Consider the following 25411-nt stretch of genomic DNA (forward strand, 5'->3'; position numbering starts at 1 on the left):
GTGGAGATCTATTAGTTATTTTTAATAACTATTTTTTCAATCAATTAGAGTCATAATTCGTTTTTATACAGCTTAGCGTATTGCAATTGCTGTTTTCGTCACCATTTTAGTATTTCGTTTATTCTTTCAGGATCAGGTAGCACTATGGCCAAGCATGCCCATGCTCTCGTACTCGAGGGGCTAAAAAAAACCTACAAAGGCGGTGTAGAAGCGGTAAAGGGCATTAGCCTTACCGTTGAACAGGGAGACTTTTTTGCACTGTTAGGCCCTAACGGCGCGGGTAAGTCGACTACCATTGGGATTATCAGCTCCTTAGTGCAGAAAACTGCTGGCTCTGTGCAGGTTTTTGATTTTGATATCGATAAGCAACTCGAGGAAGCCAAGCTGTGCATAGGTTTAGTGCCACAGGAATTTAACTTCAACCAGTTTGAAACTGTGCTGCAAATTGTGGTGAATCAGGCGGGTTATTATGGCGTACCTAAGGCCGTGGCTCTTGAGCGAGCCCAAAAATACTTAAGCCAGCTGGATTTGTGGGAGAAACGTAATAGTCAGTCCCGCACCTTATCGGGTGGGATGAAGCGGCGGTTAATGATTGCCCGCGCCCTGATACACGAACCTAAGTTACTGATCTTAGATGAACCAACCGCGGGTGTGGATATTGAGCTACGCCGTTCAATGTGGGAATTCCTCAAGCAAATCAACCAGCAGGGTGTGACTATCATTCTGACCACTCACTACCTTGAAGAAGCAGAAATGTTGTGCCGCAATATCGGCATTATCGATAAGGGTGTGCTGGTGGAGTGTACTAGCATGAAGGCCTTGCTGAGTAAGCTGAATCTTGAAACCTTTATCCTCGACCTTCGCCGCGATATCAATGTCGCGCCCACACTCGATGGCATGGTGTGCCGTTTAACCGATCCGCATACCTTAGAGGTCGATGTGGCAAAGGATCACAATCTCAACGATGTGTTTACCCAATTAACCGCGGCCAATGTGGAAGTGTTGTCGATGCGCAATAAGTCCAATCGGTTAGAAGAATTGTTTGTGGAGTTAGTGAAGAAAACCCAAGGAGCTAAGGCATGAAACAGCTGTATTTTATCGCCTTCAAAAGCATATTAACCAAGGAAATCAACCGTTTTACTCGGATCTGGATCCAGACTTTAGTTCCGCCTGCAATCACTATGACCTTGTATTTTTTGATTTTTGGTAACTTGGTCGGTAGCCGCATTGGTGATATGGGGGGTGTATCTTATATGGAGTTTATCGCGCCAGGCCTAATCATGATGTCGGTGATCACTAACTCCTATTCGAATGTGGCGAGCTCTTTCTATAGCGCGAAATTTCAGCGCAATCTTGAGGAGTTAATGGTCGCTCCCGTACCTCACTATGTGATGATCGCAGGCTATGTAGGGGGCGGTGTAGCTCGGGGCTTATGCGTTGGTTTAATCGTGACGCTAGTCGCCATGTTCTTTGTCGACATCAGTTTGCACCATGCAGGCTTAGTCGTCATGACGGTATTTTTAACCTCAGTGCTGTTCTCCTTAGGGGGATTAATTAATGCGGTATTTGCTAAGAGTTTCGATGATATCAGCATCATCCCGACGTTTGTGCTCACGCCATTAACTTACCTAGGTGGCGTATTTTATTCACTGTCGTTACTGCCATCCTTTTGGCAAGGCGTGTCGGCACTGAACCCTGTGGTCTATATGATCAACGTCTTCCGTTACGGTTTCTTAGGTTTTGCCGATATCAGCATTCCGGTTTCTATTGGCATCATGGTGGGCTTTTGCGCTGTACTTTGGGGTGTTGCGTATTACCTGATATCCAGAGGCATAGGGCTGCGTTCGTAATCCGGTTCTTGTTCATACCATCAATGTCTCACGTATTTCAGGACAGGACACATTGAATAATAAAAAGGGAGTCATTTAGACTCCCTTTTGTTTACTTACTTATGTGAACAGATTACTTCATACGACGACGCATTGCCGCCAGAGGTAATAACAACGCCGTTAACCAACCCAGCGCACCGCCGGATGGGTTATCTAAAACTGTCACTTTTACAGTTCCAATGTCACTCTCAAGCTTTCCATCAGTTGCAATTACAGAGAAGGTTAACTCTTGAGATCCATTTGGCGTAGTAAAGGTAATTTGGTTTCCACCATTCGTGAACGATACTGGCGTACCACTTGTTTGCACCCAGTTATAGGTTAATACGTCATTATCGGCATCTACGCCATTTGCCTTGATTGAAGTTGCTGTATTCTCAGTAATAACTATGTTTGTCGGGGCAACAGTTGGTTTAGTGTTATTAATCAACACTGTCACTTTGGCTGGTGCAGAAGCATTCCCCATCGTATCTAGAGCAATAACTTCAACTTCCATAGTTTTGCTTTGCTGATTAATTACAGCGTCGTCACTTAAGCGTACTGTTCCATCTTTAGCAACTAAAACCATACTGCTATTCGAGCCTGTAGTCACAAATTCGGAGAACGGGCTTGTCAGCATATCAGGGTCAGTCGCTTTTATTTGTCCTAATACGGTTCCAGCAGCAGTACCTTTCTTAACTGATAGTGTTAAGTTTTCTACCGTTGGCGCTGAGTTACCTTCATCAGTGGTATTAGCTACAACAGACATAGAGCCTGAGTCCGACAGGAACATAAAGCCTTTAGCGTTATCACCAACTTGAGCTTCTAAAATCGCACTTTCACCTGGTTTGAGTTCAGTGACTTCTTTTCCATCGCTATCCACTAACATGGCTGATGTTCCTGAGCCATCAAGTACAAGCGATGCAACAACACTGTCTTCATCACCAGAAGGTGTCGGAGCCCAATCACTGTCTTCTACACGGTAACGAACTTTAATGGTTTTACCTAAGTCTGCTTCAGTTAACCCCATGTCTTCAAAACACACTTTGCTAGTTAGGAAGTCATTACCTGTGACGTGGAAAACAGGCTCTAGCGTACCTGATGAAGTGCCATATTTAGCCACTAAACCATAGATTGATCTTGGATAGGCATCATTAAACCAGTTTAGGTTTGCGGTGGCTGCTGTGTAGTCCCAAACACCGTCATTGTTTAGGTCATAGTCTACGTCATAACTGGCCACTAACGCATGAACGATAGGATCGCGCATTTGTAAGGTGTTATAGATTGCAATGCCAGTATCACATGAGCTACTGAGCAACAGTTCACTCGATGCATTTAACAAGTCATGGCGTTTAGATTCGTCGACAGGGCTTGTTGCGATCAATGGAGCTGTAAATGGATCGGTAATTGAGGTTGCACCAACGTTGGTTAGTGTACGAACTAAACCGTCTTCAGTGACTTCAGTTTCAACTGAAATTGCCGCCGCTGCTTTAGGTAACACGTGGTATACCAAGTGGAGTGCTTTCGATTCACCATCCATGAACTCAATTGCACCATCGTATTCAGATAGCGTCAGTGCTACTGATGCATCTGCAGCAGTTCCGTCTAGTTCATATGATGAGGTTAGCGTCCATTCTGGCAACTTAGTTGGATCAATCGTTGCAGTAACATCAAAATCAACGGTTTGTCCGGCAGGAATAGTGACACTGGCTGGTAATGCAAAACTTAAGGCGCCTGAATCAAGATCGTTTTGGAAACGTTGAGCGACTTTTAAGGCGTAAGTTTTTTCAGCCGTAGAGAAGTTTTTAACAGTAACTGTCTTAGTGATTGATGTGGTTTTGTTGAGCGCTAATAAGCCAAAGGCTAACGCCGCTTGTTTAGTGTCTTTATTCCAAGCCGCAACGGGCAGATTAATGGCTTTTTCTACGTCAACTAAACCTGAACCGATATAGCTGATAGGTGCAAGCTCTGTATCAGGGTTGATTTCTTTAGGTTCCAGCGTTACATCAAGGTTAGCCGCGTTCATGATGGTCGCTTTTACCTCAAATGCATTGCGATGAGGTAAGGCTTCACGAATGATACTGACGGCACCTGCTGTAATCGGGCTAGAGAATGATGTGCCGCTGATTGGACTTAATCCTTCACCTAATCCTGGGTGTGCGGTGAGAATATCAGTACCAGGTGCGGTGATCTCAGGTTTTAAGGTTCCGCCGATTGATGGACCTCTTGACGTAAAGGTCGCAATGGCACCTGCGGTAGTGACTTCAGTTGATGTAATACTAAATGGAACATCGCCAGATGCGAGTGCAGCTTTTATTGCATCGCCATCTTCCTTAGAAACCATTACCGAAGGAATGGTGATCTTGTCGTCGGTCCCGCCCATCACAATCGCACCAGCATTGGCTGCGTTGTTAGCCACAATAACAAATGAGGCTCCTTTTAGTTGAGCATTTAGTACCTTAACTGTAAAACCACAGGTTCCGCGGTCAATTAGCACCGTTTTGCCTGTTAAATCTTCAGTATAAGCCGCGCAGCCATTTTTATTGGCAGCAGGGTAAACAATCGGTGCAACGGTATTTGTGAAGCTATAAGCATTGGATTTATTAAATCCAGCACCAATTGCTGTGACTGTATTACCCGCTATGGATGCTTCAATTTTGCCAACTTTAGTCGTTGGATGTGTCATTGCGCCAACGGAAAGAGCGCTATTAGTGGTACTTGGGCCACCGACCACAAAAGGTGTTGGACCATCGTTACCGGCTGAGATCACAAGGTTTACACCTAGTTTGACCATTTCATTGATCATGGCTTGAACGGCGCCGTCCTCAACATCACCAAAATCACCGCCTAACGACATGTTAACTGTGTCGACGCGATCGCTGATGTCTCCATCACCGTTTGGATCCATAGAGGCTTCAAGAGCGTTTAATTGAGCGATACCAGAACAGCCAGAGTTACATACTGAATATACGAGCAGCTCAACATCTGGAGCTATTCCAACAACAGAATGGCTTACATGAGTACCATGATTGGTTCTGACATCAATTGGGTTTGGATCATTATTAACAAAGTCCCAACCTCCAATGACTTTGCCTTGTGGCCAGTTTGGCATTTCACTTTTTGCTGCGACGGCTGCTTTGTAGTCAGCAACTAATCCTGAGCCACCTAAGGCTTTGTGGGTATAGTCAACGCCAGTATCGAGCACAGCCACTCGTTGACCTTTACCCGAGGCAATACCTGCATCAATCACTGCTTTTGCTTTGATGTATTCAGCGCTTGCGGCAACATCTAGTTTGTAGTCATAGATTGGCAGAATAGCCGCTACTTCAGCGTTGTTAAGCAGGGATACAATTTGCTTATGATTACCTTCCACAACAATCGAGTTTACTAATTTTGATGTTGTTGCAACAATTTTTAAATCAGCATCCATGCTGTTAATTGCATTTTTGACTTTGGTTTGAGAGCTTTCAATTTGGCTCATGACCGATTGCTTATTAAATCCCTTTAGCTGGCTTTGTTGCGCAAGAGAAGGTGCCTTTAATTTTACCATCCAAGCTACAGCTTGTTTTTGTTCGTTACTATCATTTTTAGTAACGCTTAAGCCTGCATACTTATCAGTTGTTTGATTGGTTGTATTGTACTGAGCAGTTGTACCTGCAACAGCAGCACTTGATAATAGTGCCGCGGAGATAGCGATAGATAGTTTTGTCTTCACAACTTCATTCCTTGTCAATTAATGCTTGTAGTGCAAAATTAATCGCACTTGTAGCTAAATTGTTATAATTATGCTGCGCATTTTGTGGCTAGCAATGGAATTGTAACACAAAAATATCGTACGGTTAACACTTTTGAAGTAAAAAAGACTTAAGTCATACTTTTGCAATATATCGTTCTGTTTGTTGAGCTTTATATTCGTGGGTTGATTAAGGCTTTACTGCCCGTGTAATCGGGTTTTGCAGGCTGATCAGGGTTTCAGTCGATTGAATTTCGTCGATTGATTGGATGCGGTTAATCAGCACATGTTGCAGGCCATCGATGGATTGGCACATGACTTTGACAAAAATGCTGTAGTTGCCAGTGGTATAGTAGGCTTCAACCACTTCTTCTAGGGCGTTTAGCTTGGCGATGGCGGCGGGGTAGTCGCCAGCACTTTTGAGATTAATTCCAATAAAACAGCAGACATCGTAACCCAGTGCCTTGGGATTGATGGTGATCTGGGCACCCGTGATAATCCCCGCTTGTTTCATTTTCTCGACACGCACATGAATGGTACCCGCACTCACGCCGAAACGTTTGGCAAGTTCGGCAAAAGGTGTGCGCGCGTCTTGCATTAAGGCTTCGAGGATATGGTTATCTAGCTGATCACGCTGAAATGCGGTTTCCATAAATAAACTCTCTATAACATAATGAATTGTCATAAAGTTACGTTTTTTTATAGGGAATGGCTACTGCTTTTGCGTTTTTTAATTGTTTTTAATGATCATTGCTCACCTTCTGGTTCGCAAAAGGAGGCATTAGCGCTGAATGTCATAGGTTCACCCGTATATGGGTGTTTGATCGTAAGCTCTGCGGCGTGGAGTAATAATCGCGGTGCTAAGGATTTGGCCAGTGGATCGGCGTAAAAGCCATCGCCTAGGATCGGATGGCCGAGTGCCATCATATGTACTCTGAGTTGGTGTGAGCGCCCAGTAATCGGCTTGAGTTTAACCAGCGTCGAGCGCTTGGCGCGGCTTAACACTTCAAAATGGGTCAATGATGGCTTGCCAATGTCGTGGTCAACTTTCTGTTTTGGGCGATTGGGCCAGTCGCAGATCAGCGGATAATTTACGCTACCTGTATCGTTTTTGACATGGCCGGCGACTCTGGCGAGATAGGTTTTGCTGGTTTCTCTATCATGAAACTGGCGTTTTAATTCGCGTTCGGCGCTACGAATGAGCGCAACCACTATTACACCTGAGGTCGCCATATCAAGGCGATGGACGATTTGGCAATGCGGATGCTCAGCTTTTACTCGGGCGTACACACTGTCGTAATGGGCGGGATCGCGACCAGGCACTGATAACAACCCCGAAGGCTTGTTGACGACGATAATGTCTTTATCTTGGTAAAGCACATCGAGCCAGGGAGTTGTTGGTGGTTGGTAAATAAAATCAGTCATAATCGCGCCTATTCAATAATGCGCGGCAAAGATACTCCGCTCGGCTCTGGGGTGCAAGTTTGTTGTCTCTCCTCCTGAGTTCGCCTCGCTTTAATCCAGCGAAAAATGATTTGCAGATAGAGCTGGATTTGAGTTTTTGTTATACTCGTCACCTTTTTCGTTATTGTTCATTTTGAGCCTGTGAAGTATGAGCCAGCCAGAGATTTACACCCCTGAGACACTTTCTCACGTTAATAACCGTCTAGAGTTATTGGCGCCAGCAAAAAATGCCGATTATGGTATTGAAGCCATTCGCCATGGTGCCGATGCGGTTTATATCGGTGGTCCAGCATTTGGGGCGCGTGCAACGGCGGGTAACAGTGTGGAAGATATCGCTCGCCTATGTGCTTTTGCACATAAGTATCATGCTCAAGTGTTTGTCGCCCTCAATACGATTCTGATGGACGATGAGCTCGAAACCGCAGAAAAACTGATTTGGGATGTGTATAACGCGGGCGCCGATGCGCTGATTGTGCAGGATATGGGGGTTTTACAGCTTAACCTGCCGCCGATTGCGCTGCATGCTAGTACGCAAATGGACAACCGTAATCCCGAAAAAGTTGCCTTCTTAGAGCAAGTGGGATTCTCGCAGGTGGTACTGGCGCGCGAGTTGGGCTTAAGCCAAATCCGTGAGGTTGCGGCTCATACCAATATGCAGATTGAGTTCTTTATCCACGGCGCCCTGTGTGTGGCCTACAGTGGATTATGTAACTTAAGCCATGCCTTTAGTAATCGCAGTGCTAACCGCGGCGAATGTTCGCAAATGTGTCGTCTGCCGGGCAATCTTAAGACCCGCCAAGGGGATGTGTTGGCGCAAAACGAGCACTTACTCTCATTAAAAGATAATAACCAAACCGATAACCTCGAAGCTTTGATTGATGCCGGTGTTCGCTCCTTCAAAATTGAGGGGCGTTTAAAAGATTTAAGTTATGTAAAAAACGTGACTGCTCATTATCGCCAAAAACTCGATGCCATTATGGCGCGTCGCCCTGAGTTTGTGGCTTCATCCCATGGCCGTACTGAGCATACGTTTACCCCAGATCCCGAAAAAACCTTTAATCGTGGCAGCACCGACTATTTTGTCCATGAGCGTAGCCAAGGGATTAAAGATTTTCGCTCGCCCAAATATATTGGCCAAGATGTGGGTAAAGTGGTTGCTCTTGGTAAGGGTTTTATTCAAGTCAGTTCAACCCACGAATTTAATAACGGTGATGGGTTGGCTTACTTTCCACCCAATTATGCGATGGCAAAGCAGTCCGACGACAAGTTGCAAGGTTTACGGGTAAACCGCGCCGAAGGCCATAAGCTGCATGTGTTACAAGTTCCACGGGATTTACGTGTTGGTATGACTTTATACCGTAACCATAATCAGGCATTTGAAGCCTTGTTAGCGAAAGAGTCGGCCAAGCGAATTATCGGTGTAGATATGCGTTTAACCGATACCGCTATGGGCGTAGCGCTGACTTTAACCGATATCTACGGCCTCAGTGCTACGGTTGAGTTGGAAGTCGAAAAGACACCCGCCACCGACGCTGAAAAAACCTTGCAGACGATTCGTACACAATTATCGAAGCTTGGCAGTACCGATTTTACGGCGCGCCAGATCAGTATCGAAACCGCTCAGCCTTGGTTCCTGCCTGCTTCAACCCTTAACGGCCTGCGCCGTGATGCGGTAGCGGCATTAGAACTTGCCCGTGTTGAAGGTTACCAGCGCCCAAAACCTTGGAAATATAACCAAGATGCTGTGTATCCATTCAAACACTTAAGTTACTTAGGTAACGTGGCAAACGAAAAGGCGAAGGATTTTTATCAACGCCATGGCGTGATTGAAATTCAAGATACCTACGAGAAAAACGGCGTGACTGAAGACGTGCCTTTGATGGTGACTAAGCACTGCCTGAGATTTAACTTTAATCTTTGTCCTAAGGAAGTGCCGGGAATAAAGGCCGATCCTATGGTGCTCGAAATCGGTAACGATGTACTTAAGTTAGTATTTGATTGTCCTAAGTGCGAGATGCTGGTTGTCGGTGAAAACCGTCAGGTTCGCGGCCAAAAAGCGCTTTAATTAACGCCTTCATAGTAAGGGAGCATTGAGCATTCAATGCTCCCTTTTTTATTGTTTTTCAGCTGCTCAGCTTTCTCATTGTTGCCTATGGGTTACTGAAAGGATACTTTATTGAAAAATTTTAATAATAAAGGATGTCAGCATGGGACTATTAGATGGGTTGCTCGGAAATGCTTCTGAGGTGAATTTACAGGAGCTGGCCGAAGAGCTGCGCCCAATCATGGGGATTCAGGAAGAATTAAAGCTGGCCTATAAAGTGGTCCGTGATCTGTTTGTATTTACCAATAAGCGCTTGATCTTAATTGATAAGCAAGGGCTCACGGGCCAAAAAACCAGCTATCACTCCGTGCCCTATAAATCCATCACCCATTTCGAAGTGGAAACTACAGGCCATTTCGATATGGATGCCGAGCTAAGAATTTGGATTTCAGGTCGAAGTGAGCCACTGGTAAAAGAGCTTAAGCGCGGCACCGATGTGGTCGGGATCCAAAAGACTATCGCCACTTTCGCACTGTAGTCTTTTGATTTAATACTTTTATATCAAGATATTATAAGCAAGCAGGTGTGCTTGCTTATATCCAATCAATTTAATACTCGGTAGTTTAGGTCGTTAGACTGTTCTATCGGTTTGCCGCTCATAGTGTAAGTTTCTGATAGTGTGATTCGACCTTGCTCATCATATTGATTATGGATGCCGACCCAAAATTGCTCTTCTCCTTGGAAGTGTAGGTTACCCTCCTCAGCGATTTGGCTGTTGGGGTGATAGCGCTTCATGGCGTAGAGTTGGCTATCTGGGTCAAATTTTAAATGATAAGAGAGGATAGGAGCGGGTTGTTTTGCTTGCTGCCAGGTTGCGGTGTCTGCTCCAGTTGAAGTCACTTCTGTAAGATTCAAGTGAGTTTTATCAGCACCAGCTTGAATTGTTGCAGTTTGTTCCTGTGTATCCTCTGCGCCATCAAAATAATGGCGGCTTTCATTGAGCTTACCATCGTCGCTGAGCCACGCTTCACGATACAGTTGCCCTTGAGGCGTAAATCGTTGCCAATGGCCGACATCAAGGTAATCACCATCGATATAGGTGATAAAACCCGTTTCGATGAGTTTGCCTTGTTCAGAAAAGGATTTTGAGCTGTATCGTTCCCCTTCTAAGCGAGTCAACAACCAACGAATTGTCCCATCTTGATAGTATTCTATCCGAGTATCAGGAGTGCCTTCTTGATAGTATTGCCTTTGATTATTCTCAAGATGATAGCCGCAGCGAGTATTTGAGTGGCTCTCAAAGGATTCAAGGATGCCCTGCTTGTTGTAGGCGCTACTTTGTTTGAGATAACCCTGTCCCTCTCGAACGACATATTCTGTAATAGTGCGGATGGTGCCATCTTCATAAAACCAGCGTGCTGTGCCATCACGATTGCCTTGGGTATGGGGCAAATACATTTGAATTTGTTGGTTTTCATAGTATTCAATAAAAGGCGCGATCGAGAGATTATGTCGATATTGACCTTCGGCAGATAGGACACCGCTTTCATAGTAACTGCGAAATAATCCTTCTCTTAAGCCCTTTTCAAGGTAGATTTCAAGGGCGAGTTGGCCATTTTCATGGTACCAAGTGGCAAGGCCCTGTTCATGGCCATTTTCAAAGGGAATGCACTGTTCTAACTGCCCATTGGGATACCATTGTTCACTGTTGCCATGGGCGATACCGTTACTAAAATTGAGCTGTTTTGCAAGCACGCCATTGGGGTGCCATTCTTGTCGCAGGCCTTCATTTACTCCCTGTGAATTGAGTTGTACTCGCCACGCGAGTTGGCCATCTTCATAGTAAGTCTCAATGCGTTTGCCTACCTGATTGAAGTGGACCTCTTGCTTAAGATTGCCATTGGGATGATACCAAAGCTCGTTAACAGGCTGACCCATATCATGGGTTAATTCGGCTTGCAGCTTGCCATCCTCATAGTACATATACTCAATTCCGTGGATGTGATTTGCCACCATTGGGCGCGTCAGCCATAGATTGCCAGATTCATAATAGCGTTTTAACTGATTGATATAATTGCCTTCGCTATCCTTTTCTGCGGTTTCCCTTATCTGACCATTACTATGGTAGTAGGTGAGTAACATACCATCGAGCTGGCGTTCTTCGACTTGATTGATTTTTCCTTCATGGTCGTACCAAGTTTGGCGGCCAAGTTGTTGGTCATTAACGAAATGCCCCTCAAATTGCAGTACACCTAAGGCATTGAGCTGGCGCGTTATCCCGTTGCGCTCACCAAAGTAATTGCAATCTACCGCCTGAGTGATGTTAGGGGATAGGGTGATTATCCTCAGCAGCGAGCGCCCTTGCTCGGTATGAATTTGATGTAAAGTACGCTGCAATTTCCCTGTGAGGCTGGAGAAATCTTGCATATCGCCTTGAACGGTATGAGCTGAGTCGATAATAAAATGGCAAGTCACTAAATCTTGTTGGTTATAGAGTTCAACTTGCCATAGTGTTTGCTGGGCATTATTGGGATGAGGGAGCAGACTACAGGTTTTATCTTTGCCTAGATAAAAATATTGCCCAGGTCCATTGACCTCAATGCTGTCAAACTGAGTATCGTGAAAAGTACAGGACTCATGTTTATGTTCCCAGCCAAGGAGTTCAATGGTTTGCGGGTTATCAAAATAATATCGATTTATCGCTGCCTGAGTATCCACTCGATTGGCTTGCGCCGGAGTGGCTTGGATGGCAAGGCTAAAATAAGGCTTAAACGAGGAGGCTGCTTGAGTGGCTTGCGGCCGAGCTGCTTGAGATGGAATGTCTTGCTGGACGCCGCGTTTTTCTTTGGTATTAAACAACTTTGCTTTAAATGCGTTCAACAACGACATAGGTCAACATCTCCAAATCCATATGATACAACTGACTTATCTGGTAAATTTCTTAAGTCAAATAGGCCTATGATAACGGGTTATACTTTGGTTTCTCAATAGATTATCTTGCCCTTAAGTCGAGATCTGGATTCATGATGCTACAAAATTTTTATCAGTCACTCCCAAGTGATCTTTCACAAGAAGTGTTTGAAACCCTTGCCGGAAATGGCAATGTGAAGATTGAGCGCATTATCTCTAAAGGCCATTCGACCCCCACAGGAGAGTGGTACGATCAAACCCAATATGAATGGGTGATGTTGCTCAAAGGGGAGGCACAACTCGAATTTGAACAAGGCAGGTTGTTAACGCTTAAACCAGGGGATTATCTCACCATCACGCCCCATGAAAAACACCGCGTCGCTTCGACTGGTTTAGAGGGCGAAACCCTATGGCTGGCGGTATTTTATGATGCTTTGGTATAAGTAATGTTTTCTGTAGAGCGATAGCGCTGCTTAATCAATTGGATTTAGATTAATACTTGATTTAACACTCGTTGCCAGTTGCCGCCCATAAAGCGGTCGCGGTCGGTCGACTTAAAGCGGGCCTTGGCTAGGGCATCATCAATCCGACTCATGCGTTCGATATGATTTAACTCAGGGATCACTACATGCCTTGGCTCAGCATCAAAGCCTAATACTTTTTTGGCCCTTAGGCTGTACCACCAATCCTGGTATTCCTTAACACCTTGAGTATTCTCGTTATTCAGGGCTAATAGGTTTTCTTGACCTCTGAGCGGAAAATCGTTGGCGATGGCAACGCAATCAACTCCACCGACCCGGGCCACATATTCTAATTGGCGGATATAGTCATTGATCGTTGGGACGGCCTTATTGGTGAGCCAAAAACTCATCATAAAGACACCAAAAACACCGCCTGAATTAGCAATAGCACGGATCACTTCATCTGGGCTACAACGGGCATGTTTAACGATCCCGCGCGCCGCGCCATGGCTTTGAACGATTGGCGCGCGGCTCAGTTTAGCCACATCTAACGCGGTCTGGGCGCTTGAGTGGCTGACATCGATTAATATATTGGCTTGGTTGAGTTTTGCGATAAGCGCTCGCCCATGATTCGTCAGCGGTTTATTGAGTCCGCCATTGGCATCGTTATCTAGCGCTCCGCCCGCAAAGGTATTGCCATAATGGTGAGTGAGTTGCAGTGCGCGTAGGCCTTGGCGATGAAACTCATCGACACGGGCCCATTGGTTGGCATCACTATCATCTTCAACACAGTCCGCACCTTGGATTTGAAAGAAAACTGCCGTGCGATTGCTCTCCCTCGCAAGCTGGATGTCGCGTCCTGTTAAGCCTTGTAAGAGGATATCGGGATGCTCGCTCACCCGTTTTGCTGCTTGCTGGATGCTGTCCAGGCAGGCTTTATAGGTTCGCTTGTAGTTTAAGGTGCCGTCGGCTTGTTCAATGGTTTCAATGGCGGAGATATCACACAGAAAGGCATCGAGGCCTGAGGCGCGAACATCGGCTAAATCATCGGGCAAAAAGGATAAACCATCGATATATAAGCGCCGTGCACGTGGAGGAAGCGGCGCTGCAAGACTAGAGAAACTGGCAAAAGGGCTTAATGCACTGGCGGCGCTCAATCCAGTAACTGCACTGAGGCCTTTGAGCAGAGTTCGGCGACGGTGATTGATAGCCTTCATGGACGTGCACTCTCCTTGAGATTAAGCTCATTTGTACTTCTTTATACCCTGTTAAAGCATAGAAGTCTTTGATTAAATCCCTCTTTTGTCGATTTAACCCGCAGATTGATTTAGGGTTTTACCGCATCAATCATTGCCTTAGCTAAGGCATGTAAGCCGTTGGTTCGCGAGGGACTTAATTGGCCCTCTAGCCCTAATTGTTTGAAATAGGCGGAAGGGTCGAAGGCGAGTATCTTGTCGCTCTGTTTGCCGTGACAGGCACTCAACAGTAAACCGATTAACCCCTTCACGATGCGCGCATCACTATCGGCCAGAAAATAATGCTTACCGTCTTGCTCAATATGGTACAGCCAGGCATCACTCTCGCAGCCCTTCACTTGAGCAGACTCAAGGCGAAGCTCATTGGTTAAGCTCGGTAATACTTTACCTAACAACATGATTTGGCGATATCTTTCCTGCCAGTTTGGTGCCTGCTCAAACCGTGCTAGTAATGTCGCAGCATCCTCAACTTGGTAAGCAAAATCGGTTACTGGGGGCATGATTGGCAATGTCATGGGAAACTATCCTCTTTTTATCTGTTTTGCTGATGGCTTTCAGGATAAAGCTTAGAGTAGCAATTCTTTAACTGAGGCCAATGCGGCAATAAAGCGGTCGATATCGGTTTTATTGGTGTAGATACCAATCGATGCGCGGCAACAGCCTTTAAGGTTAAGGATTTGCATTAAGGGCATGGCGCAGTGATGGCCGCAGCGAACTGCAACGCCTTGTTGATCTAATAAAATGCCCACATCCTGATGATGTTCATCGGCAAGGTTAAAAGCGACTGTGCCAATATTATCGCGATGCGCGCCATACAGATGCACATCGCCAAGGGCGCGTAGTTGGTTTTGCAAATACTCAAGCAGCTCTGCTTCATGGGCCTTAACCTCTGGGGTAAGACTTAGCTGTAAAAAGCGGATAGCGGCGCCAAGGCCAATCACTGCACTGATCGGCGGTGTGCCAGCCTCTAAGCGATTAGGCAAACTGCCAAATTCGGTGCCATCAAAACTGACGCGTTTGATCATTTCGCCGCCCGTAAGCAGCGGTGTAAGGCTATCTAGTATCTCGAAACGGCCATAAAGCACGCCAATACCCGTCGGACCGTACATCTTGTGGCCAGAAAACACATAAAAATCACAATCGATGGCGGCCATATCAACGCTTAAATGTGCCACGGCCTGCGCGCCATCGACTAAGGTGATGGCGCCCTGTGCCTTGGCTTGCTGCACTAACTCGATAACAGGATTCACTGTACCTAAGGCGTTGGATACATGGCACAGAGCGACAACCTTGGGTTTCAGTTCCAGCAAGGCTTGGTAGGCATTAAGATCAAGTCGGCAATCTTGAGTCAGCGGAATAGGTTTAATGATAGCGCCCGTGCGTTTGGCCAATTCCTGCCACGGAACAATGTTGGCGTGGTGGGCGGCGCTGTCGATCAAAATAAGGTCGCCAGATTTGAGTTGGGGCGTTAAGCCAAAAGCGACTAAGTTGATGGACTCAGTAGTGCCGTGGGTGAAAATGATTTCTTCACGGCGCTTGGCATTGATAAATACCTGCAATTGATCGCGCACCTTCTCGTAACTTGAGGTGGCGCGCGCCGATAACTGGTGCGCCGCACGGTGCACATTGGCATTGTCGTATTGGTAATACTGTGCCATTGCCTCTAACACACACTGCGGCTTTTGGCTGGTGGCCGCAGTATCAAGATAACAAAGGGGATAATCGCCCAACATTTGCGAGAGGGTGGGAAATTGCGCGCGGATTTGGCTATGGCTATCGGGCAATAGCGTGTCGGTCGAGGTTGAGTGTGTCATCTAGGGCTTAACGCAATAAAAAGGCGTTGGGATCTTCGGATATCTTCCCGTCAAATGCAAGTTTTCACAGGCGTTTATGGCATCCCACTCTCTTATTATGGCGGTTTAGCTTAACCAAGATTCAGTCTCAAATTTTCCTTATGCTTAAGTCGTAGACTCAAACGTTAAGTTTGCAGATTGCCACTATTTTTGTTTAGTCATGCTTGCTCGTCACTGCAAAGCCAAAAACTCCGACTATGCTAAATAAAGACAAATAAGACATTGGCAGTTGGAGTAGCATCCTTATGCTTGGCTTCTTAAGAGATTTGCAGATCAGATATAAAATGGGCAGTTTAATCGGCATTATGCTGCTACTGATTCTGTTATTAGCAGGATTTAGCTTGCTTAAAATGAAGCGGGTTGCTGATGAAATTCACACAATTGCATTAGAAAACATACCATTAGTGAAATTATCGAATGAAGTTACTATCTTGCAGCTTGAGAGTTCGATTAGCCTTGAGAAGGCTTTCAGAGCCTCTGAGATACCCGTTTCAGCGCAGGAGCGATTAATTGACGGCTTTATTGGAGAAGTTATTCAACATAAAGAGCGGATTAATAATGAGTTGATGTCGACCCAAACCATGCTCAATGAGGCGCTAGCATATCCCCAATCTTCAGAGTTACGAGATAAAACACAACTGTTAACCCAAGAAATTACCAATATTATTCGAGTTTATCGAGATTACGATCTAAAGCTTGCCACCGTGGTCGCCGCAATCCAGCAACGCACTAATCCTGCGGCATTGGTGCAACAGGTGAATGAACTTGAACAAACCCAAGGTGAATTTAATACCCAGCTAAGCCAGTTTGCGTTGCGTTTAGAGCAAATGACACAAACAGCAGTCACTGTTACCGAGAACGAAGAGCAAGACGCCATTTACGGCTTAATAGTTATTTCTTCTATCGCTTTGATTTTAGGTTTAGTTATCGGAATCGCCTTTAGTCAGTACATAGTGCGTTCGATTATGCGCCTGCGTAATGCAGCAGCCATGATGGAGTCGGGAAACTTTAGCCGAGAATTAACAGTAGAATCGAAAGATGAACTGGGCGAGCTGACTATTAGTATGAATCAAATGGCCCTAACCCTCAGTAAAACCGTTGGGCAAGTGATTGGTCGCAGTGAAGAAATCGCATCTATGGTTACAGAGCTTAATGCTGTAGCTGAAAATAACCGTAAAGCGATACTTAGTCAGCAGGAAGATACAGATCAAGTTGCCACCTCCATGACCCAAATGGCGGCGACAATTACTGAAGTTGCTAGCAGCGCCGAGAGTGCATCCTACTCCTCTGGACAAGCGGAAAGCCGAGTGAAAGAAAGCTGTGCCGTTGTTGACGCGAGTGAGAAAATTGCTCAACAATTAGTAGCTAGCGCTCAGCAATCCAGTCAACTGATCCAACAGTTACAGGCCAGTACGGGTAAAATTTTAAATTTTGTGTCTGTAGTTGATGCGATTGCAGGCCAGACCAATTTGTTAGCTTTAAATGCCTCTATTGAGGCGGCAAGAGCGGGTGAGCAAGGTCGAGGGTTTGCCGTGGTTGCCGATGAGGTTCGTGCATTGGCAACTCGTAGCCAAACGGCTACACAGGAAATCAGTGAACTTATTCAAACTTTAGTGCTTGATGCGAAATCAGCTGTTGATTCATTTGGTAAAAATGAATTACAAATCAAAGACTCCTCTCTATTAGTCAATCAAATCAAACAAAACTTGTTTGAGATTTCGGATGCCTTAACCCAGTTATCGCAGGCTAATGCGCAAGTGGCTACCGCGAGTGAGGAACAAGCTGTCACGGCTGAGGATATCAGTGAACGGATCAATACCATACGGGATTCAGGTGAGTCGGTGCTTAGCAGCGCTTTTGAAACGGCTAAAGCTAGTGAGTCACTCTCCCAACAGGCAAATTCATTACGTGAAGCGATGCTGCAATTTAAGGTGCGCACAGTCTAGGGATTTAGCACTATCGATATCAATTTGTTTAGTAAAATAAAAATGCCCAGCGCTTAGGCTCTGGGCATTTTTATTGTGTATTTTAGGATAACTGGCTGAAGCTTAACGGCGATTATTAGTTAACGCGATTAAGGCTTAACACGATTCGGGCGGTTATCTGCGCGATGTGAGTGCTGTTTCGGCTCATTCGAAGCTGGTTTTGCACTGTGTGGATGGCGGCCTTTGGGTTGCTCTTGGCGGCGTCCATCATTGTTTGATTTGTCGCTTCGTTCTGCATGGCTACGTTGCTGTGCACCTGAATGCGGTTTCGCTTTTGCATTGTTCCCCGCCGTTGCACTGTTAGTTGTGCCGCCATCGCGCTGAGGATGCTTACTCTTTGGTTTTGGCGAGCGTGCAACTGCTGCCTCGGTATTATGATGTTCATTGCTGTTGCGTGATGGCGTGCTGTGCTTATCGTGGCAGCCATCTCGAACGCTTGATGTTTGAGACACATCACGGCCAGAACCAGATCGTGGGGCAGGTTTTCCTGCACTGCGGTGTTTACGCTGGCTTGCCACGGCTTTTACTTTATGATTTTTGCCTTGGGGAGTGAGCGTTGTTTCGGGCAGAGCATGCACGGGGCCAAAACCTGCAACTTCTTGGCGCTCGAGCACGCGGTTAATTAATCGCTCAATATCTTTAAGCAGTTTAATTTCTTCACTACTGACTAATGAAACGGCTTGGCCTGTGGCGCCAGCACGGCCGGTACGGCCAATGCGATGCACATAATCTTCAGGCACGTTAGGTAAATCAAAGTTAACAACTTGCGGTAACTGATCGATATCTAAACCGCGGGCGGCAATATCGGTCGCAACCAATACGCGAACTTCACCGCTCTTAAAGTCGGCGAGGGCCTTAGTGCGCGCACCTTGGCTTTTATTACCGTGGATCGCGGCAGCGCTAATGTCGGCTTGGATAAGGCTCTTCGCGAGTCGGTTTGCGCCATGTTTAGTACGCGAAAACACTAACACTTGCTGCCAGTTTTCCTGTTTGATGAGTTGGATCAGCAGGGCTGATTTTTGCGTTTTATCAACGGGGCAAATCCATTGCTTAACCGTCGTTGCGGCGGCATTGCGCGGCGTGACGGAAATCTCAACCGGATGATTGACTAACCCTTTTGCAAGCTCACGGATCTCATCGGAGAAGGTGGCTGAAAACATCAGGTTTTGTCGCTTAGCGGGTAAGAGTGCAAGGATTTTTTTGATATCACGGATAAAGCCCATATCCAACATACGATCCGCTTCGTCGAGCACTAAGATCTCAAGTTGATTAAACTTCACTGCATTTTGTTGCACAAGATCTAATAGTCGCCCTGGTGTGGCAACTAACACATCAACACCATGACGTAATTTATTGATTTGCGGGTTGATAGGCACGCCACCAAAGACCACGGCTGAACGCAGTGGTAGATATTTACCATAGGTTTCAACACTTTCACCAACTTGTGCCGCCAGTTCCCTCGTAGGCGTTAAGACTAAGGCGCGAGTTTGTCCTGACTTGGCTTTTTGGCCTTTAGCGAGTAATTCCAGTAATGGCAGCGTAAAACCTGCGGTTTTTCCTGTTCCCGTTTGGGCCGCAGCCATGACGTCTTTGCCCGTTAGTACAGCTGGAATTGCCTGCGCTTGGATGGGAGATGGCGTGTCATAGCCCTGTTCGGATACGGCTTTTTGGAGTGGTGCGGATAAACCTAAGGCGGAAAAACTCATTAATGGATCTCTTGTGGCAACATCGCATCGTTGCTTTGGTATAGCCTGAACGGCGGGCGTGCAGCTTACATTAACAGGGGCCTCAGTGCTACGACTGAAAGCATTTTGTTGTATAAAGGCATAAAAATCCTATTTCATTAGTGGCTAATTTATCGACCTATCAGTATCTTGTTCAGTATTTAGCGAAAGATCACGTTTATGTTAATTTGATTGCTTATAAGTAGTTCAACTTGAGGTAAAATTAACAAGATTCCTCAATAGGTTGCCAAAGTGTTGGCCAGACATATTCATAAACGGGATATGTAAAGATTCACGGGATGTTTTTCCGTTTGCAGGTTGAATTCTGCACCATTGCATTCTTAAGATAGTTCTGCTCAGGAATATTAACGCCTCATGGCGGGTGGATTATGACAGCAATACAGCATATTGAACGCCTTGCACGTGGGCGAAGTGAGCAGGCCGTGGCTGTGATTAAAAACGTGCAGCAGATGTCGAATATCCCCATGCAGGAGATGCAGTTAGCACTCAAGCAATTATTTCAGTGTGGCCGCGTTGCACTGCATTTCCATCCCGACAGAATCGACAGCCGAGGTCTAACAGTCGCCGAAGGGCTTCTACGTGATGGGCAATACCGTAGTCAGTTCGAGACCCATATTTCCAATGGGCAGTTATCACCTGAGCTTGGAGGACCAAGGGATCATTGGGAAAATCAGCTATTTGGCGATGTGTATAAAGGAACCAAATCCCGCCCTAAGTATGGCGCTTTAGATTTAGGCATGTGGCAGGATGGCCCCGCCCCGCGTTTTGGCAGTTGTTATCTGCTCACCCACTCACAATTGCTCACGCGCTCGACCTTTACTTACCTTGATTCTTACCGTAATCCTAAGGAAAAGGGGACATTATCTTGTTTTGATGATGTGCTAGCGGCACTGCTGACCGAGAGTTTTGAGCGCCACTATGCCTTGGGTAAGGCGGACTTTAAGCCTCTAAATGTGATTCATTATTTGGCGCATCAGCTTAATTCGTCATTGCTTACCCGCTTTGAACGCCCGATGTCGACAAATCTTGATCATTATATCGAAGCGCAAATTCACGGTGACGTGTCACTCGATGAAGATATTGCCATGCTGGTGGCCGATCCGAGTTTTAAAGGGACTGAAATCGGGGCAACGTTAACTAAGTTGTGCGACCGTTACGACATTGAGCTGCAATACCATAATGGTTTTAGCCTGCATATGGCACAGATCCCTAGCGATTTCCGTGGACCCACTATGCCATCTCTGGCCGAACGTATTGCGATTGACGATAGCGTCGATGCTTATGCCATTGGGGTTGCTGCGCGGGATTTATACCATTCGCCCCAGCATTGGCGAGATCGAGGTAATCGTGCTCAAGTAGCCCATGAACTCAAGCTACTTTGGCATGTGTTAGTCAAATACGGTGGTATTCAGCCTTAGCGCTGAAATAGGGTCACTAAATATGGTTACATGCGCACTATTGACGTTTTGATTGCGCCCAAAACGTCAACAAGCCTCAGTGATTAGCAACCTGTGTCAACCTTAGTATAGGTCGGAACACCTGTTGTCTCCCATTTATAGTCTATATAACAATTAGTTGCAGATACCTCTGCTTGAGTAGGGGTCGCGAGATTTAACTTTTGCTTTGGGGTTGCAATGACTTGATAGGTGCCGTTGGATGTATAAATACGGTAGGACCAATCATTCACGCTTAAGCCTGCGGCATTAAAAATTTCAGGTGGTGTTGTGTAGCCCGCACTAGGTGCTGTGCCACTACTGCTTGCGGCCCAAGGTTGGTAATTCTCGCCCCGAATACCATCGAAAACCACACGATTAGTCGTACCTGTGTTGGCGATTTCTGATTTTGCCTTGAATAAGGTGACCGCAGACTTCATTGATGCCAATGCACCCGACAACTGACTTTTGTACGCATCAGACTGTAAATTAACAAATTTGGGGGCAGCCACTACAGCCAAAATGCCCAAAATAATAATCACAACAACAAGTTCTATTAACGTGAAACCGGAATGTTTGTTTGTCATTGCTATCTAACTCCTTGAAAATTATTCCTATCTTATCCAACAATTTCGCTAATGACCAGTTAGCTAATATTTTAGTCTTTATCCTCGTTAAATAGGGTTATCCCTAATCAACAAAGATTTTTAAGTTTGATGATATGTGAGAGTGCGAATACGTGGTTCTAGATAAGTGTTTATAGGCGTGAAGTATTTATCTGTGTGAGCTAAATCTGAATTTATTGATCATCATCGCATTTTCGTGAATCTTTTAGCAAAAGATACGTCCAAGGTTTCATCTGTTGGGGATGCCTGCGATACTGCGTCCCTATCGAAGCTTTTCGCTTATTGCAAGTCCTTGGCATTGATTGGTAAGCGTTAGATCGATTTCTACAATTTACTGCAGTGTTGGTTTTGTTGGAGCACCATGGATAAGTCGTTAGAAAAGTCCCTTCTTGTTTGGCTCAAGTCGCAAAAAAAGGCCTGTGGCTGGTTTCTTAAACTTTCGGTCTGGTGTGGAATATTAAGTGCTATTGCATTGATCGTGCAGGCTTATTTAATTGCTACTCTCCTCGATGGTGTGATTATTGGTAATGGATTGCTCGGATTCGGCGCCGATAGCGCTCAGACTGTTATCAGCGCGAGTGATTATCTGCCGCATTTTATGGCCTTGATTGGCTTAATGTTATTGCGAGCAATACTTGCCTATGGCCGCGAGCGTGCCAGTTTTGAAGCGGGTAGGCGTTTACGCCAACAGATCCGCAGTGTGGTAATGGATAAATTAACTCGGCTCGGCCCTGCGTTTATTAAAGGCAAACCCGCTGGCAGTTGGGCAAGCATAGTGTTAGAGCAAGTTGAAGATTTACAAGATTTTTATGCTCGTTATTTACCGCAAATGACGCTTGCTGGCGTGATCCCCTTATTGATCCTCATCGCCGTGTTTCCCATCAACTGGGCGGCGGGGCTGATTTTGCTGTTAACCGCGCCCCTTATCCCGCTGTTTATGATCCTTGTCGGTATGGGCGCTGCTGATGCCAATCGTAAAAACTTCAATGCTTTAGCCAGATTAAGTGGCCACTTTATGGATAGATTAAAAGGGCTTGCGACCTTAAAGCTATTCAATCGAGGCGATGCTGAGCTGAAGGTGATTGAAAAGGCATCGGAGGAGTTTCGCAGCCGAACCATGTCGGTGCTGCGCATGGCTTTTTTAAGCTCGGCGGTACTGGAGTTTTTTGCGGCGGTGTCGATTGCTGTATTAGCGGTTTACTTTGGTTTTAGTTACTTAGGTCACCTCGATTTTGGCTACTATGGCGCGCACGCTCAAATTGGGCCTAATACGAATGAAGGTTTACCTTTTAGCCTGTTTGTCGGTTTGTTTATCCTCATTTTAGCGCCTGAGTTTTATCAGCCGTTAAGGGATATGGGCACTCACTACCATGCCAAAGCGCAGGCGATTGGTGCCGCGCAGGCTTTAATGACTCTGCTTGAGCATCCCGAGCCTCAGCCAACAGACTCAGTCGTTGGTGATACCAGACTTGAGAAGATTGAAAGCCTGATAGCTGAAGAACTTGAGGTCTTTAGCGTTGATGGCAGCCGCTTATTAGGGCCCATTAGTTTTGAATTGAAACAGGGGGAACATTTAGCCTTAGTTGGCCCAAGTGGTGCAGGCAAAACCAGTTTACTCAACGCGCTATTAGGATTTTTACCCTATGAAGGCAAGTTACTGATTAATGGTGTTGAGCTCTCCAGCATTGATTTTGCCTACTGGCGGCGCCAATTAGCGTGGCTTGGACAAGAGCCACAGTTATTCCATGGCACAGTGCGGGAAAACGTAGCCCTAGCCAATCCTAATATTACAGACGAGCAGGTGTGGCACTTGTTAGAGCAAGCCAATATCCATGAATTTGTGCGCATGCAACCCCTTGGTTTAGCGACAGCTATCGGTGAACAATCATCAACCCTATCGGTTGGGCAGGCACAACGTATAGCTCTGGCGCGGGCGCTAGCACAGGCGTCGCAGGTGTTTATCCTTGATGAACCCTCCGCGAGTTTAGACAGTGTTAGCGAGCAACTATTAACGCTCACCTTGAACCGTGCGATGGCGGGCAAGATGTGCATTATGGTGACCCATCGATTAGATCAGCTCGATCGGATGCAGTCGATCTTAGTCTTAGATAAGGGATTGATTGTCCAGCGAGGCGACTTTGCGACTCTTTCTATGCAGGCGGGTTTATTCCAAACCATGTTGCATGAAAATACCGAGTCGGTAGCCGATATTGAGCTGGATACACCAATGCCTGATACTCGCGTCGATATTGCGTTAGGGACAACAGAGGGAGGTGCACAATGAGAATACTCCTTCCCTTCATTCGATTGTTCTCCCATCAATGGTTAATGATGGTTATTGGGCTAGTGCTCACCCTTACCACTTTGATGGCGGGGATTGGCTTATTGTCGTTGTCGGGTTGGTTTTTATCGGCGACGGCGGTGGCGGGATTAACTATTATCGGCTCCCAATCCTTTAACTTTTTTACTCCCGCGGGGGGCGTGCGTTTCCTTTCTATCGCGCGAACGGCCAGTCGTTACGGTGAGCGCTTAGCAACCCATGAGGCAACCTTTAAATTATTAACCGAACTACGGGTGTGGGCGTGGCGAAAACTCTTCCCGCTCAGCGCTAAAAATCTACAAGGATTGCGCCGCGCGGATATGCTCAATCGTCTCGTGGCGGATATAGATACGCTCGACCATCTGTATTTAAGACTACTGACGCCGATGGCGGCTTCCTTGCTGATGACGGCATTTTTGTATCTGTTCCTCGCATGGTTTGATGCCAAGCTGGCCTTAAGTTTGTGCCTGTTTTTAGTGGTGATTTGGCTGCTGCTACCACTGTTGTTTTATCGTCTCGGGCATGCGCCTAGCCGCAATATGCTGGAGACTAAACGCCAATATCGAGTGCAGTTACTCGATATATTACAAGGCCAAGCGGAGCTGAGTTTATTTGGTGCAAACGCCAGATACAGACACAAGCTCGACGAGGCTGAGCAGGCGTTATTTGCTAGCCAAGGGGCGATGGCGAATATCACCGCCTTAAGCCAAGCCATGCTGATCCTGGCGACGGGCTCGGCACTCATCATGATGCTATTTTTAGCCGCCAATGGCGTGGGCGATGCCGTGCCTCCCGGCCCGATGTTCGCCTTGATGGTGTTTGCCACTATGGCCTGTGTGGAAATGATGATGCCGATTGCGGGCGCCTTCCAACATTTGTCCGGTTGTGTGCTGGCGGCAACGCGTATTAACGAAATCACCGAGCAAGAAAGCGATATTCGTTTTAGTACAGATACAGATCTTAAGGCGACCTCTGGTGGATTGCTGATCCGCGATATCCAATTTAGTTATAGCGAAAGCCAGCACGTGCTTCAGGGCTTATCCCTCGAGATAAAGCCGGGCCAAAAGGTGGCGCTATTGGGCTCCACTGGCTGCGGTAAATCCAGTTTATTGTCCTTAATTACCCGAGAGTGGCAGGCGCAAAGCGGTCAGATTTACCTTGATGGTCATCAATTGAGTGACTATAGCGAGGGCGCATTAAGATCGGCGATGACAGTCGTGAGCCAGCGGATTTACCTGTACGCGGGCACGCTGCGGGAGAACCTTGCCATTGCCTTGCCTGTGCCAGAAGGGCAAAAGCGTACCGCCAATGACGAGCGTTTTATCCAAGTATTACAACAGGTTGGTTTAGGCGAATTACTTAAAGGCGACAAGCCTCTCGATATGTGGATTGGCGAGGGCGGCCGGCAGTTATCGGGCGGTGAGCAGCGCCGAATTGGCGTGGCAAGGGCATTGCTGCGTGATGCGCCTTTGTTACTGTTAGATGAGCCAACCGAGGGCTTAGATAAGCGCACCGAGCGGGAAATTCTAAGTTTACTACTTGAATTTGCAAAGGATAAAACTCTGTTCATGATTAGCCATCGTTTAACGGCGATGGCCAAGATGGACCAAATTCACCTTATGGCTGAGGGTAAAATCGTTGCTTCAGGAAATCATCAAAGTCTGCTCAAGGAATGTGCGGCGTACCAGGCTCTTTATCGTCGATTAGGTTGAACTA

Annotated in this window: 18 protein-coding genes; 9 read left to right on the forward strand and 9 right to left on the reverse strand. The window is 46.3% G+C overall.

What is annotated here, in order from left to right; translation table 11 throughout:
* Nucleotides 1-144: 144 nt before the first annotated feature.
* Both FJD32_RS04605 and FJD32_RS04610 read left to right on the forward strand, forming a co-directional pair.
* Entirely contained in the window at nt 145-1083 is a 939-nt protein-coding gene (locus tag FJD32_RS04605; RefSeq protein WP_140907001.1) for an ABC transporter ATP-binding protein, read from the forward strand.
* Nucleotides 1080-1850 (forward strand): ABC transporter permease, encoded by a 771-nt coding sequence (locus tag FJD32_RS04610; RefSeq protein WP_140907002.1) that lies wholly within the window; start codon nt 1080-1082, stop codon nt 1848-1850. Before FJD32_RS04605 ends, FJD32_RS04610 begins: the two co-directional genes overlap by 4 nt.
* Nucleotides 1851-1962: 112 nt before the next feature.
* On the opposite strand, the gene FJD32_RS04615 is transcribed toward FJD32_RS04610, so the two are convergent.
* The 3 genes from FJD32_RS04615 to rluA all read right to left on the reverse strand — a co-directional run bounded on the left by FJD32_RS04615 (nt 1963) and on the right by rluA (nt 7023).
* Nucleotides 1963-5580 (reverse strand): S8 family serine peptidase, encoded by a 3618-nt coding sequence (locus tag FJD32_RS04615; RefSeq protein ID WP_140907003.1) that lies wholly within the window; start codon nt 5578-5580, stop codon nt 1963-1965.
* Nucleotides 5581-5788: 208 nt separating this feature from the next.
* Nucleotides 5789-6250, reverse strand: coding sequence for a transcriptional regulator AsnC (gene asnC / locus FJD32_RS04620; RefSeq protein ID WP_011073571.1), 462 nt, complete (start codon nt 6248-6250; stop codon nt 5789-5791).
* Nucleotides 6251-6345: 95 nt separating this feature from the next.
* Nucleotides 6346-7023 carry a bifunctional tRNA pseudouridine(32) synthase/23S rRNA pseudouridine(746) synthase RluA gene (rluA, locus tag FJD32_RS04625; protein WP_055647735.1) on the reverse strand — a complete coding sequence of 226 codons (678 nt, stop codon included), beginning with the start codon at nt 7021-7023 and terminating at the stop codon, nt 6346-6348.
* Between the two features lie 187 nt (nt 7024-7210).
* Between rluA and FJD32_RS04630 the strand changes: the two genes are divergently transcribed.
* On the forward strand, nt 7211-9127 hold the full coding sequence (locus tag FJD32_RS04630) for a U32 family peptidase (RefSeq protein WP_140907004.1): 1917 nt from the start codon (nt 7211-7213) through the stop codon (nt 9125-9127).
* Between the two features lie 142 nt (nt 9128-9269).
* Complete coding sequence (locus FJD32_RS04635) at nt 9270-9644, forward strand: PH domain-containing protein (RefSeq protein WP_037421824.1); 375 nt, start codon at nt 9270-9272, stop codon at nt 9642-9644.
* A gap of 65 nt (nt 9645-9709) precedes the next feature.
* Here FJD32_RS04635 and FJD32_RS04640 read toward each other — a convergent pair whose 3' ends face one another.
* Entirely contained in the window at nt 9710-11995 is a 2286-nt protein-coding gene (locus FJD32_RS04640) for a toxin-antitoxin system YwqK family antitoxin (RefSeq protein ID WP_140907005.1), read from the reverse strand.
* Nucleotides 11996-12132: 137 nt separating this feature from the next.
* Between FJD32_RS04640 and FJD32_RS04645 the strand changes: the two genes are divergently transcribed.
* Nucleotides 12133-12459, forward strand: a complete 327-nt coding sequence (locus FJD32_RS04645; RefSeq protein ID WP_140907006.1) for a cupin domain-containing protein — start codon at nt 12133-12135, stop codon at nt 12457-12459.
* Between the two features lie 44 nt (nt 12460-12503).
* On the opposite strand, the gene FJD32_RS04650 is transcribed toward FJD32_RS04645, so the two are convergent.
* The 3 genes from FJD32_RS04650 to FJD32_RS04660 form a co-directional block, all read right to left on the reverse strand.
* Nucleotides 12504-13694 (reverse strand): membrane dipeptidase, encoded by a 1191-nt coding sequence (locus tag FJD32_RS04650; RefSeq protein ID WP_088586736.1) that lies wholly within the window; start codon nt 13692-13694, stop codon nt 12504-12506.
* 110 nt (nt 13695-13804) lie between these two features.
* A complete protein-coding gene (locus FJD32_RS04655; RefSeq protein ID WP_140907007.1) occupies nt 13805-14248 on the reverse strand; it encodes a SufE family protein in 444 nt (147 codons plus the stop codon).
* Nucleotides 14249-14299: 51 nt separating this feature from the next.
* Complete coding sequence (locus FJD32_RS04660; RefSeq protein ID WP_140907008.1) at nt 14300-15547, reverse strand: cysteine desulfurase; 1248 nt, start codon at nt 15545-15547, stop codon at nt 14300-14302.
* A gap of 284 nt (nt 15548-15831) precedes the next feature.
* Here FJD32_RS04660 and FJD32_RS04665 point away from each other — a divergent pair, with 284 nt between their 5' ends.
* Nucleotides 15832-17532 (forward strand): methyl-accepting chemotaxis protein, encoded by a 1701-nt coding sequence (locus FJD32_RS04665; RefSeq protein WP_140907009.1) that lies wholly within the window; start codon nt 15832-15834, stop codon nt 17530-17532.
* A gap of 128 nt (nt 17533-17660) precedes the next feature.
* Here the strand turns inward: FJD32_RS04665 and FJD32_RS04670 are convergent, their stop codons facing one another.
* A complete protein-coding gene (locus FJD32_RS04670; protein ID WP_140907010.1) occupies nt 17661-19277 on the reverse strand; it encodes a DEAD/DEAH box helicase in 1617 nt (538 codons plus the stop codon).
* A 407-nt stretch (nt 19278-19684) separates the two neighbouring features.
* On the opposite strand from FJD32_RS04670, the gene FJD32_RS04675 reads away from it, so the two are divergent.
* On the forward strand, nt 19685-20734 hold the full coding sequence (locus FJD32_RS04675; RefSeq protein ID WP_088586740.1) for a DUF3626 domain-containing protein: 1050 nt from the start codon (nt 19685-19687) through the stop codon (nt 20732-20734).
* 83 nt (nt 20735-20817) lie between these two features.
* On the opposite strand, the gene FJD32_RS04680 is transcribed toward FJD32_RS04675, so the two are convergent.
* A complete protein-coding gene (locus tag FJD32_RS04680) occupies nt 20818-21336 on the reverse strand; it encodes a type II secretion system protein (RefSeq protein ID WP_055647743.1) in 519 nt (172 codons plus the stop codon).
* A 400-nt stretch (nt 21337-21736) separates the two neighbouring features.
* On the opposite strand from FJD32_RS04680, the gene cydD reads away from it, so the two are divergent.
* Together cydD and cydC are read left to right on the forward strand one after the other, a co-directional pair.
* Nucleotides 21737-23659, forward strand: coding sequence for a cysteine/glutathione ABC transporter permease/ATP-binding protein CydD (gene cydD / locus FJD32_RS04685; RefSeq protein WP_055647744.1), 1923 nt, complete (start codon nt 21737-21739; stop codon nt 23657-23659).
* On the forward strand, nt 23656-25407 hold the full coding sequence (cydC, locus tag FJD32_RS04690) for a cysteine/glutathione ABC transporter ATP-binding protein/permease CydC (RefSeq protein ID WP_055647745.1): 1752 nt from the start codon (nt 23656-23658) through the stop codon (nt 25405-25407). Before cydD ends, cydC begins: the two co-directional genes overlap by 4 nt.
* The last annotated feature ends 4 nt before the right edge of the window (nt 25408-25411 follow it).

It is taken from the genome of Shewanella sp. LC6 (assembly GCF_006385735.2).
Lineage (GTDB): Bacteria > Pseudomonadota > Gammaproteobacteria > Enterobacterales > Shewanellaceae > Shewanella > Shewanella xiamenensis.